The sequence below is a fragment of the Mycolicibacterium houstonense genome, assembly GCF_900078665.2.
In the GTDB taxonomy this organism is placed as follows: domain Bacteria; phylum Actinomycetota; class Actinomycetes; order Mycobacteriales; family Mycobacteriaceae; genus Mycobacterium; species Mycobacterium houstonense.
Genome location: NZ_LT546207.1, coordinates 1,191,054 through 1,202,138, shown reverse-complemented (window position 1 = coordinate 1,202,138; position 11,085 = coordinate 1,191,054). Strand labels below are relative to the sequence as shown.

The following is an 11,085-nucleotide window of genomic DNA, read 5'->3' as shown; positions in this document are numbered from 1 at the left end:
AACGGCCACGCCGCACGCGCCAGCAGCGCCGGCACCGGCCCGACGAGGGCCAGCGCGACGAGAGTGAAGGCCAGCGCGGACACGCCGTAAGTCTCTCTCAGGCAGTACCCGAATTACCAGCCGGTGGCGGTGTCTGGTGCTTGCTCTCCAGTTCGGCGAGTGCCCGGCGCAGGGCCCGGGCTTCGTCGACACCGACTCTTTCGACGAAATGGACCAGGGCGGCCTGCCGGCTGCCCGAGTCGGCGGCCTGGTCGAGGGCATCGACCATCAGCCCGGCGACCAGCTCGTCGCGGCCGTGGGTGGGTGCATAGCGGTGTGCACGGTCATCGCGGTGCTGCACGACCAGGTTCTTCTTCGCCAGTCGCTGCAGCACGGTCATGATCGTGGTGTAGGCCAAGTCGCGGCGGGCGGCCAGCGCCTCATGGACTTGGCGCACAGTTTGGGGTTCGGGTGCGGACCACAGGTGGTCCATCACCTCGCGCTCAAGCTCCCCTAGACGCGTCAATTTGGCCATGTTCCGTTCACTCTCCTGAGCAGTAGAGCCAGCGTACTACGGGTTTACTACCGCGCGTCGTATGCCTTTCAGGATGGCTGCCTGCCGGCTCGGTGCGTCGGTTTAGCGCAAGGTCAGCGCCATATATGGGACCCGTTGTGAATCGAGTCACAGGGGGTAGCTCTCATCCTTCACGTGACTATAGTAAGGCTAACCTAAGTGAAACTGGAGCCTTCGGAGGTGGCATGACGGTCTTGATCGAAGACCCGCTGATCGCGGGGATGACCATCGAGCGGACGCTGCCGCTGCACGAATCGAGCCGGCGGCTGCGCGAGCTCTATCCGGAAGGGCCGCGGGTCTACGGCGTCGCCGTGGTGGGCGACCTGTCGCGGCGGCGGTGGTGGCCACTGGCCGAGGCGTTGTCGGCCGATCGCATGCAGGCCATGTTCGACGCCGCGATGGCCGAGACCGCGAATCGGGCCGCCGTCGCCCAGCAATTGGCGGCGACGCTCACGCATGTGGTGGTCGGCCGCGTGGTGCCGTTGCTGGTGCTGGAAGGGCGGGCCTGGGACACCGGTCTGGAGAACCTGTGGGTCCATGTGGACTCCGAGGGGGCGATCGACTGGGTCGGCGTCGTCGATCCGACCCTGCGTGGCCTGCCCGAGGATCCCTACTTCGCCGGTCGCAACGTCCGGATCGGCAGCGCCGCCCACGACGGGATCGTCGCGCTGCCGAGCGAGGCCGCGCTGACCACCTGGGTGGCTCATCGCAGCCACCGTGCCCTGGAACCGTTGTTCGCCCGGCTCGTGGAGATCAGCGACGGAGCCATCTCGACCGCCGCGATGTGGCACATGGTGGGCGCCGCCGTCGTATCCGCGGCCACCCAGGTCCCGCTGCTGGCCGGTTCCAGTGAAGTGGTGAGCATGCGGCGTGGCCAGGCGGTGCTCGACGCCCTGGTCGGGTTCGGTCTGCCGGTCCGCGGATCCGGACGGGCGGGGAAGGTCTTGTTAAATTAGGGCAGCCTTGCCTATTATGTAGATACGAGGCTAACGGACCGCGCCGGAGTCCTGAGGGCTGCAGAGACCCCCGGTCCACTCGAGGGCGGGTCCCGCGTTTGATACGCGGGACCCGCCCGCATCTTTATGGGCATGACCCGTGTAGACACAAGGACTGTGACGACTGATGCCACCGAACGCCTGGGCCAGGGATTCGACTCCGAACTGGGCCTGACCTATCTGGAGTTGACCCCGGACGGCGGCCGGGCACAGCTGACCATCCACGACAAGCTGTTGCAGCCGTGGGGCATCGTGCACGGCGGTGTGTACTGCTCGATCGTCGAGAGCCTGGCCAGTGTGTCCGGCCACATCTGGCTGTCGGAGAACGGCGGCGGCACGGTGGTCGGGGTCAACAACAACACCGATTTCCTGCGCGCCATCGGATCGGGGACGGTTACCGCGATCTCTCAGCCGATCCACCGCGGCCGTCGTCAACAGTTGTGGCTCATCACGATCACCGATGAGAACGGCAAGCTCGTGGCCCGCGGTCAGGTGCGGCTGCAGAACATTCCCGAGTAGCGATCACGCCCGCCGGACGGGGGCGCGGACAGCGAGCGCTGCCGAACGGCGCTCGCCGTGGCAATATCGCTCGCTATGCGTTTGACCCCGCATGAGCAGGATCGTCTGCTCATCTCGTACGCCGCGGACCTGGCGCGGCGCAGGCAGGCTCGCGGCCTACTGCTGAACCACCCCGAAGCCGTCGCGGTGATCACCGACCACCTGCTGGAAGGTGCCCGCGACGGCCGCACGGTGGCCGAGCTGATGGTGAGCGGACGCGACGTGCTGACCCGCGAGCAGGTCATGGAGGGAGTGCCCGAGATGCTGCACGACGTACAGGTCGAGGCGACCTTCCCCGACGGCACCAAGCTGGTCACCGTCCACAACCCGATCGCCTGAGGGCGCGCATGGATAGCGAGAAGCCAGAGGCGGATCGTGCGTCGATGGTGCCCGGTGAGATCGTGTTCGGCGCGGGCACGATCGCGCTCAACGCCGGTGCCCCACGGTTGGTTCTCGATGTCGTCAACACCGGTGACCGGCCGGTCCAGGTGGGCAGCCACGTGCACCTTCCCCAGGCCAACGGTGCGCTGGAGTTCGATCGCGCGGCCGCGCGGGGGCACCGCCTCGACATCCCGGCCGGCACCGCGGTTCGGTTCGAACCCGGTGTGGCCCAGCGTGTCTCATTGGTACCGCTCGGTGGAGCTCGCGAGGTGCACGGCATCAGTCTCGATCCGCCCGGCCGGCTGGAGGTCTCATGACGGAACTGACCCGGGCTCGTTATGCGGCATTGTTCGGCCCCACCACGGGCGACCGGATCCGGCTGGCCGACACCGACCTGTTCATCGAGATCACCGAGGACCGTAGCGGGGGACCGGGCCGGGCCGGCGACGAGGCGGTGTTCGGCGGCGGCAAGGTCCTGCGCGAGTCGATGGGGCAGTCGAGGGCGACCCGGGCCGACGGAGCTCCCGACACCGTGATCACCGGCGCGGTGATCGTCGACCACTGGGGAATCATCAAGGCCGACATCGGGATCCGTGACGGTCGCATCGTGGGTATCGGCAAGGCCGGCAACCCCGACATCATGACCGGTGTACACCCCGCCCTGGTCGTCGGTCCGTCGACCGAGATCATCGCCGGCAACGGCCGCATCCTGACCGCGGGCGCGATCGACTGTCATGTGCACCTGATCTGCCCGCAGCTGATGGCCGAGGCGCTCGGCGGCGGTATCACCACGATCGTGGCCGGCGGCACCGGCCCGGCCGAGGGCAGCAAGGCCACCACGGTCACGCCGGGTTCCTGGCACCTGGCCCGGATGCTGGAATCACTCGACTCGTGGCCGCTCAACGTCGCGCTGCTGGGCAAGGGGAACACCGTCAGCGCAGCGGCGATGTGGGAGCAGTTGCGCGGTGGCGCAGCGGGATTCAAGCTGCACGAGGACTGGGGCACCACCCCGGCTGCCATCGACGCCTGCCTCACCGTCGCCGAGGCCGCCGGGGTACAGGTCAACATCCACACCGACACCCTCAACGAGGCGGGCTTCGTCGAGGACACCCTGGCCGCGATCAAGGGTCGCGGCATCCACGCGTATCACACCGAGGGGGCCGGCGGCGGACACGCACCCGACATCATCACCGTCGCCTCGCACCCGAATGTGCTGCCCAGTTCCACCAATCCGACCCGACCGCACACGGTCAACACCCTCGACGAGCACCTGGACATGCTCATGGTGTGCCACCACCTCAACCCGAGCGTGCCCGAGGATCTGGCCTTCGCCGAGAGCCGGATCCGGCCGTCGACGATCGCGGCCGAGGACCTGCTCCACGACATCGGGGCGATCTCGATGATCGGCAGCGATTCGCAGGCCATGGGGCGCGTCGGTGAGGTGGTGCTGCGGACCTGGCAGACGGCGCACGTGATGAAGCGCAGGCGGGGCGCGTTGGACGGAGACCGGTCCGGGGCCCAGCAGTCGGACAACAACCGCGTGCGCCGGTATGTCGCGAAATACACCATCTGCCCGGCCATCGCGCACGGCCTCGACCACGAGGTCGGTTCGGTGGAGGTCGGCAAGCTCGCGGATCTGGTGCTGTGGGAGCCGGCGTTCTTCGGGGTGCGCCCGCACGCGGTGCTCAAGGGCGGCATGATCGCCTGGGCGGCGATGGGCGATGCCAACGCCTCGATCCCCACCCCGCAGCCCGTGCTGCCGCGGCCGATGTTCGGTGCGGCTCCGGCCGCGGCGGCGGCCACCNTTGACCTTCGAGCTGTCGGGGTTGTGCGACACGGTGGCCACCGAGGCCGTCACCGGGCTGGCCGACCTGTCCGACCCGTTGCTCGATGTACTGGCGCAGCGCCACACCGAACGCGACCGGCCCCTTTTCGTCTCGTAAGTCTGTCTGTTGAACAACTCGAAAGGCCCACCATGCCACCGCATTTCCTCGATGGTGAACCCCATACGCACGCCGACCGGCCCAAGCGGGAACGTCGGCCCGGCGAGCCGCTGCGCATCGGGGTGGGCGGTCCGGTCGGATCCGGAAAGACCGCACTGGTGGCCGCGCTGTGCCGGCAGTTGCGCGACGAGCTGTCGCTGGCCGTGTTGACCAACGACATCTACACCACCGAAGACGCCGACTTCCTGCGTCGGCACGCCGTGCTGCCCGACGAGCGGATCGCCGCGGTACAGACCGGGGGATGTCCGCACACCGCGATCCGCGACGACATCACGGCCAACCTCGACGCGATCGACGATCTCATCGAGGCCAACCCCGCACTCGACCTCATCCTCGTCGAATCCGGTGGCGACAACCTCACCGCGACATTCTCGTCAGGTCTGGTCGACGTGCAGATCTTCGTCGTCGACGTCGCCGGGGGAGACAAGGTACCGCGCAAGGGTGGTCCGGGGGTGACGTACTCGGATCTGTTGGTGGTCAACAAGACCGATCTGGCCCCGTTAGTGGGAGCCGACTTGGAGGTGATGCGGCGCGACGCGGCCAAGGTCCGCGCAGATCGGCCGACGGCGCTCATCTCGCTGACCGAGGATCCGACCGCGGGCCCGGTGCTGGCCTGGGTGCGCGAACAGCTCACGGCCGCGCAGGCAACCTCGGCGTGATGCACGCGCGCGTCGTCGTCGTGGCCTCGCCGGGGCGGTTGCCGCGGATCGAGGCCGGCGGCGGGCTGGCCGGGCGGCACACCGAACCCGACACCGTGCACCTGATTTCCACGGCCGCCACCCCGCTCGGCGGTGACACCGTGACGGTGCGTTTGGTGGTGGAACCCGGTGCCCGCCTGCGGATTCGCGCCGCCGCGGCAACGGTGGTGCTGCCCGGCGCCGGCACGCCGCAGTCGACGGCGCACTGGGAGCTCGTGGTGGCCGGAGAGCTGGACCTCGACCCGCAGCCCACCGTGGTGGCAGGTGGTTCGACACACCACAATTCGACGCGGCTGCAGCTCGCGGACACCGCGCGGGTGCGTATCCGGGAGCGGGTACAGATCGGCAGATCCGGTGAGGATGAGGGCTTCTGGTCATCGGCGCTGCACGCCGACGTCGAATCGATGCCGCTGTTGCGCCACCGCATCGAGCTCGGCTGCGGCGCCGTCGGCGATGACACCCTGGCCCGCCCCCGCGCCTGTATCAGCGAATTGCGCTATCCCGCAACATCATTCGATGCGAATGGCACAGTGCTGGCGCTGGCCGGGGGCGGCAGCCTGGCCACCTGGCAAGGTGGCCGGCTGCCGGCTGAGACCGCGACGGGCTAGGAAGCCGCTTTCTCGGTCTCCTGCACCGAGGCCGCGATCTCCTCGAGCTCCTCGATCCTGGTGCGGGCGTAGGCCTGCTGCTCGGTGATGGTGAGCTGGCCACGTTTGGTGCTCAAGAACGTCACACCCCACGACAGCAGGGTGACCAGCTTCGTCTTGAAGCCCACCAGATAGACCAGGTGCAGCACCAGCCAGCACAACCAGGCGAAGAAACCGGCGAACTCCACCTTGCCGACCTTGGCCACCGCGGAGAACCGCGACACCGTGGCCATCGAGCCCTTGTCGAAGTACTCGAACGGTGCCCGGATCTTCGGGCTGGTGCCGCTGACCTCCCGCTTGATCAGCTTGGCGGCGTACCGGCCGCCCTGGATGGCACCCTGTGCGACCCCGGGCACGCCTTCCACCGCGGCCATGTCGCCGACCACGAACACGTTCGGGTGTCCCGGCAGCGTCAGGTCCGGCCCCACCTTGACCCGGCCGGCCCGGTCGAGTTCGACACCCGACTGCTCGGCCAGATCCTTGCCCAGGGGGCTTGCCGAGACACCGGCCGACCACACCTTGCAGGCCGACTCGATGCGGCGGATGGTGCCGTCGGAGTCCTTGACCGTCAGCCCGTTGCGGTCGACGTCGGTCACCATGGCGCCGAGCTGGACTTCGACGCCCATCTTCTCCAGCCGCTGCTGGGCCTTCCGGCCGAGCTTCTCACCCATGGGAGGCAGGACGGCGGGCGCGGCGTCGAGCAGGATCACCCGCGCCTCGGTCGGATCGATGTGGCGGAAGCTGCCGTGCAGGGTCTGATCCGACAGTTCGGCGATCTGCCCGGCCATCTCCACACCCGTCGGACCGGCGCCGACCACGGTGAAGGTCAACAGCTTGGCCCGGCGCACCGGATCACTGGACCGCTCCGCCTGCTCGAACGCGCCGAGGATGCGACCCCGGAGTTCGAGTGCATCGTCGATCGACTTCATGCCCGGGGCGAATTCGGCGAAATGGTCGTTGCCGAAGTAGGACTGCCCGGCGCCGGCGGCGATGATGAGGCTGTCGTACGGGGTGGAATACGTGTGCCCCAGCAGGACCGAATCGACCGTCCGGTTCTCCAGGTCGATGTGGGTCACGTCGCCAAGCAGCACCTGAGCGTTCTTCTGCTTGCGCAGGATCACGCGGGTGGCCGGGGCGATCTCGCCCTCGGAGATGATGCCGGTGGCCACCTGGTACAGCAAAGGCTGGAACAGGTGGTGGGTGGTGCGGGCAATCAGCTTGACGTCGACGTCGGCACGTTTGAGGGTCTTGGCCGCCGTGAGACCGCCGAACCCCGATCCGATGATGACTACTTTATGCCGATCCGATGCCGTAGCTCCGGGATGGCTCATTGCTGCTCCTCGCGGACGTGTTTGCCACTCGTGTAACCACTAGATTAGTCGGCGCGATTCCCACCGGTGCGATGAGATGGCCAACCGAACCGAATGTTTACCCCGATATCAGTGGTTTCAATGCCTCGGCAACCGCGGTGATACCGCCCGGCACATAACCGCCGATGGTCACCGGGCTGAGGATCACCCCGTCGACGCCGGTGTCGAACAGCTTGGTCTTGAGCTGCTCGGCGATCTGCTCGGGGCTGCCGAACACGGCGCGCTGCTGGAAATCCGGTGGGATGGCGTCGGCGGTGAACTGCTCGCCGATCAGCGCGACCACCAGCATGCTGGTCTCCAGCGAGGCCGGGTCCCGGTCGATCTGCTCACACTGCTGACGAATCACGTCGAGCTTGCGCGGTAGTTCGTGGAAGTCCGCGATGAGATTGAGATGGTCGAAATGCCGCGCTGCCAACGGGATCGTCTTCTTCTCGCCACTGCCGCCGATCATCAGCGGAATGTGGTCGCGGAAGCGAGGTTCGGCGAATGCCTCCTGGGTGCGGTAGTACTTGCCGTCCACGCTGACGCGTTCGCCCGCGAGCATCGGCACGATGATCTCCAGCGCCTCGTCGAGCTTGTTGAACCGCTCGGTGAAGGTGCCGAACTCGAAACCGAGGCTGTCGTGTTCGAGCTCGAACCAGCCGGTGCCGATACCGAGGATCGCGCGGCCCTGGCTGATCACGTCGAGCGTGGTGATGGCCTTGGCCAGCAACGTCGGGTTGCGGTAGGTGTTTCCGGTGACCAGGGTGCCGAGTTGCACCTTCTCGGTCGCGGTCGCCAGCGCACCCAACGCGGTGTACGCCTCCAGCATGGGCTGGTCCGGGGTGCCCAGGCCGGGGAGCTGATAGAAGTGGTCCATCACGAAGACGGAGTCGAAGCCGGCGGCCTCGCCTTCCTGTGCCTGGGCGATGACAGTTGGGAAGAGTTCGGAAACGCCGGTGCCGTAGGAGAAGTTGGGGATCTGGAGTCCGAGTCGGATTGTCACTCCTCCGACCCTAGCGCGCTATCCCAGGGTTGCCATGGCACCGCGGCTGACGTGCATCGTCTGCCCGGTGATGTGGCGGGCCGCCGGAGTGCTCAAAAACACTGCCAGACGGGCGAACTCGTCGGCGACCGACGGCGGAGTGCTGCCGAGGCCGTCGTAGCCGGGCTCGGCCGACAAGCCGGGAGCGATGGCGTTGACGGTGATGCCGCGGGTACCGAAGTACGAGGCCTGGCCGGCCGTCCAGTCGCTGAGCGCCGCCTTGACGGCCGCTTCGGCGCTGCCCTCACGCGGGCTCGCCGGCACCACATTGACGATCGAGCCGCCCGAGCGCAGGTGGTCGCCGACGATCTGCACGGTCAGCACCGCCGAGACCACGGTGGCGTCCAGCGCGTTGCGCCACGCCGTGGCCAGATCGGTCAGCGTGAACGTGCGGGGATCCTTGGTCTCGAACAGTGGAGCCGGAACGTTGACCAGGGTGTCCAGGTGGTGGGGGAACAGCGAGCGGGCGTTCTCGACGCTGGCGGGATCGGTGTTGTCGAACACGATCGAGGAGACGTCGAGCTGCTTGGCGGTCAGCTCCAGGTCCTCGCGGCGGGCGCCGACGATGACCACGTTGTGGCCTGCATCGAGGAATCCTGCCGCAATCGTGCGGCCGAGTTCGGTGTCGCCGCCGGTGACCAGCACCTCCGCCATGATGTACCTCCATGTACCCGGGGGTCGCCACACCGGATGGGGGCGACCGTTGGCCAATGTTACTGGACAGTAGCTAGGTGATGAAACTCGGCGCGCCCAGAGTTGGCTCGCCTATGGTGGCTGAAATGATCCGGACCCGCCGTGCGACCTGCGTCGATGTGGTCGGTGAGGCGACATCGTGACGAATCCGCCGGGGCTCCCGCGCTGGATCTACCTCCCGGCCGCGGTGGGCGCACTGTTCGTGATGGTGCCGCTGGTGGCGATGGTGGCGAAAGTCGACTGGCCCCGGTTCGGCACATTGATCTCGAGCCCGTCCTCCACCGCGGCATTGCGGCTGAGCCTGGAGACGTCGCTGGCCAGCACACTGTTGTGCCTGCTGTTCGGCGTCCCGCTGGCGCTGGTGCTGGCTCGCACGGACGGGCGCGTCACCAAGTTCGTCCGGCCGCTGATCCTACTGCCGCTGGTGTTGCCGCCGGTGGTCGGCGGTATCGCGCTGCTGTACGCGTTCGGGCGCCTCGGGCTGGTCGGCCGGTATCTGGAAGCGGCCGGCGTGCAGATCGCCTTCACCACGGTCGCGGTGGTGCTGGCACAGACCTTCGTTTCACTGCCCTTCCTCGTCATCTCGCTGGAGGGTGCGGCGCGCACGGCAGGCGCGGATTACGAGGTGGTCGCCGCGACGCTCGGGGCACCGCCGGGGCAGGTGTGGTGGCGAGTGACCCTGCCGCTGCTGGGGCCGGGTCTGATCTCGGGTGCGGTGCTGGCCTTCGCGCGGTCACTCGGCGAGTTCGGTGCCACGTTGACGTTCGCGGGTTCGCGGCAGGGGGTCACCCGGACCCTGCCGTTGGAGATCTATCTGCAGCGTGAGAGCGACGCCGATGCCGCCGTGGCCTTGTCGGTGCTGCTGGTGGCGGTGGCGGCAGCGGTGGTCATCGGACTGGGTAGCCGCCGGTTGCGGGCAGGGGGAGCGGCATGACGCTTCACGTGCGGGCGGTGGTCGAGAGTCGGGGTCTGGACCTGGAATTCGAGGTGCCTGCGGGAGAGGTGCTGGCGGTGCTGGGCCCCAACGGTGCGGGAAAGTCGACGACGCTGCACGCGGTCGCGGGTTTGGTCGGCTTGGACGCGGGCTGCATCCGGGTCGACGGGCGGGTGCTGAGCGATCCTGCCGCGGGGGTGCGGGTGCCGACGCATGCGCGCCGGGTAGGCCTGCTGCTGCAGGACTCGCTGCTGTTTCCGCACCTGAGTGTGCTGTCGAATGTGGCGTTCGGGGCGCGCGGCGGGCGCCGGGTGGGCCGGCGTGCCGCNGGCCACAGGCGGCCGGAGCGCGGTGCTGATCACCCACGATCTGCTCGACGTGCTGACGCTGGCCGATCGGGTGGTGGTGGTGGATGCCGGGCATATCGTCGAAAGTGGTTCTGCGGCAGAGGTACTGGCGGCACCCAAGAGTCATTTCGCCGCCCGGTTCGCCGGGGTGAACCTGATCGGTGGCACGGCTGCCGGTGATGGCGTGCTCACCACGGCCTGGCAGACCAAGTGGCACGGCACCCCGGAGGCGGACGTGCGGCCTGGTGTGCCGGTCGTGGCGGTGTTCTCGCCATCGGCGGTCTCGGTCTACCGCGAGGAGCCGCACGGCAGCCCGCGCAACACCGTTTCGGTGACGGTCGCCGAGCTCGACAGCAGAGGGCCCGGTATCCGGGTGCGGGCCGATGAGCAGCCCGACGGCGCGCCCGGCCTGGCCGCCGACATCACCGCCGAGTCTGCCGCCGAACTTCGATTGGCGCCGGGGGACACGGTGTACTTCTCGGTCAAGGCGCAGGAGGTTGCGGTGCACCCCGCCGGGCACCGGCGGTGAGTGCGGTGCGTAACGCCCACCGGGGCGGTCCCGAATCACCCTTTGAGGCCCCCGGATGGCGGAGTGGTGAAGGTAGGTTGCCAGGCTCGGCGTGGCGCCTGGAGCCTCCGCATGTCAGCTATCTAGCGAAATGCGTCTATCTGCATTGTTGCTCGTCAGAGCAACGTGACTTTTGAACACTCTAAGAGCAACTCACACTTGCGTCACGGCGGTAACACGGTAGTTTCTTCCCCATGGACGAGTCGGACGCGATGTCTCATCGGCGTAGAGGTCTGTCGAAGAAGCTGGCGCTGGCGGCGATCACCGGCGCGACCGCGGTGGCCGCGGCGCTGCCGTCGGTGGCGCATGCCGAG

The 11,085-nt window shown here is 67.9% G+C and carries 11 protein-coding genes and 3 pseudogenes; 10 read left to right on the top strand and 4 right to left on the bottom strand.

Features of this window, described 5'->3' with window-relative positions:
• Positions 1-97: 97 nt before the first annotated feature.
• Positions 98-514, bottom strand: coding sequence for a BlaI/MecI/CopY family transcriptional regulator (locus BN4332_RS06020; RefSeq protein WP_066897633.1), 417 nt, complete (start codon positions 512-514; stop codon positions 98-100).
• 224 nt (positions 515-738) lie between these two features.
• Between BN4332_RS06020 and BN4332_RS06015 the strand changes: the two genes are divergently transcribed.
• From BN4332_RS06015 to BN4332_RS05990, 8 genes and pseudogenes are all read left to right on the top strand, one after another.
• Complete coding sequence (locus BN4332_RS06015; RefSeq protein ID WP_066897632.1) at positions 739-1,509, top strand: iron reductase; 771 nt, start codon at positions 739-741, stop codon at positions 1,507-1,509.
• Between the two features lie 156 nt (positions 1,510-1,665).
• A complete protein-coding gene (locus BN4332_RS06010) occupies positions 1,666-2,067 on the top strand; it encodes a PaaI family thioesterase (RefSeq protein ID WP_200820266.1) in 402 nt (133 codons plus the stop codon).
• Positions 2,068-2,142: 75 nt separating this feature from the next.
• Positions 2,143-2,445 carry an urease subunit gamma gene (locus tag BN4332_RS06005; protein WP_066897631.1) on the top strand — a complete coding sequence of 101 codons (303 nt, stop codon included), beginning with the start codon at positions 2,143-2,145 and terminating at the stop codon, positions 2,443-2,445.
• Positions 2,446-2,489: 44 nt separating this feature from the next.
• Positions 2,490-2,804 carry an urease subunit beta gene (locus tag BN4332_RS06000; protein ID WP_066897634.1) on the top strand — a complete coding sequence of 105 codons (315 nt, stop codon included), beginning with the start codon at positions 2,490-2,492 and terminating at the stop codon, positions 2,802-2,804.
• A pseudogene (locus BN4332_RS32915) lies at positions 2,801-4,291 on the top strand (urease subunit alpha); the annotation flags it as partial. The gene BN4332_RS06000 and the pseudogene BN4332_RS32915, both read left to right, overlap by 4 nt.
• 4 nt (positions 4,292-4,295) lie before the next feature.
• Positions 4,296-4,430, top strand: a pseudogene (locus tag BN4332_RS32910) (urease accessory protein UreF); the annotation flags it as partial.
• A 32-nt stretch (positions 4,431-4,462) separates the two neighbouring features.
• Positions 4,463-5,149 (top strand): urease accessory protein UreG, encoded by a 687-nt coding sequence (gene ureG, locus BN4332_RS32905; RefSeq protein WP_110810226.1) that lies wholly within the window; start codon positions 4,463-4,465, stop codon positions 5,147-5,149.
• On the top strand, positions 5,149-5,796 hold the full coding sequence (locus BN4332_RS05990; RefSeq protein ID WP_066897630.1) for an urease accessory protein UreD: 648 nt from the start codon (positions 5,149-5,151) through the stop codon (positions 5,794-5,796). Before ureG ends, BN4332_RS05990 begins: the two co-directional genes overlap by 1 nt.
• On the opposite strand, the gene BN4332_RS05985 is transcribed toward BN4332_RS05990, so the two are convergent.
• The 3 genes from BN4332_RS05985 to BN4332_RS05975 all read right to left on the bottom strand — a co-directional run bounded on the left by BN4332_RS05985 (position 5,793) and on the right by BN4332_RS05975 (position 8,883).
• Positions 5,793-7,166 (bottom strand): type II NADH:quinone oxidoreductase Ndh, encoded by a 1,374-nt coding sequence (locus BN4332_RS05985; RefSeq protein ID WP_066897629.1) that lies wholly within the window; start codon positions 7,164-7,166, stop codon positions 5,793-5,795. The two genes, BN4332_RS05990 and BN4332_RS05985, sit on opposite strands and share 4 nt — an antisense overlap.
• Positions 7,167-7,263: 97 nt before the next feature.
• Positions 7,264-8,190: an LLM class F420-dependent oxidoreductase gene (locus BN4332_RS05980; protein WP_066897628.1), complete on the bottom strand. Its 927-nt coding sequence runs from the start codon at positions 8,188-8,190 to the stop codon at positions 7,264-7,266.
• Positions 8,191-8,208: 18 nt separating this feature from the next.
• Positions 8,209-8,883, bottom strand: a complete 675-nt coding sequence (locus tag BN4332_RS05975; RefSeq protein WP_066897627.1) for an SDR family oxidoreductase — start codon at positions 8,881-8,883, stop codon at positions 8,209-8,211.
• 178 nt (positions 8,884-9,061) lie between these two features.
• On the opposite strand from BN4332_RS05975, the gene BN4332_RS05970 reads away from it, so the two are divergent.
• Both BN4332_RS05970 and BN4332_RS05965 read left to right on the top strand, forming a co-directional pair.
• A complete protein-coding gene (locus BN4332_RS05970) occupies positions 9,062-9,856 on the top strand; it encodes an ABC transporter permease (RefSeq protein ID WP_066897626.1) in 795 nt (264 codons plus the stop codon).
• A pseudogene (locus BN4332_RS05965) lies at positions 9,853-10,732 on the top strand (ATP-binding cassette domain-containing protein). The gene BN4332_RS05970 and the pseudogene BN4332_RS05965 overlap by 4 nt, the downstream one beginning before the upstream one ends.
• Positions 10,733-11,085: the final 353 nt, after the last annotated feature.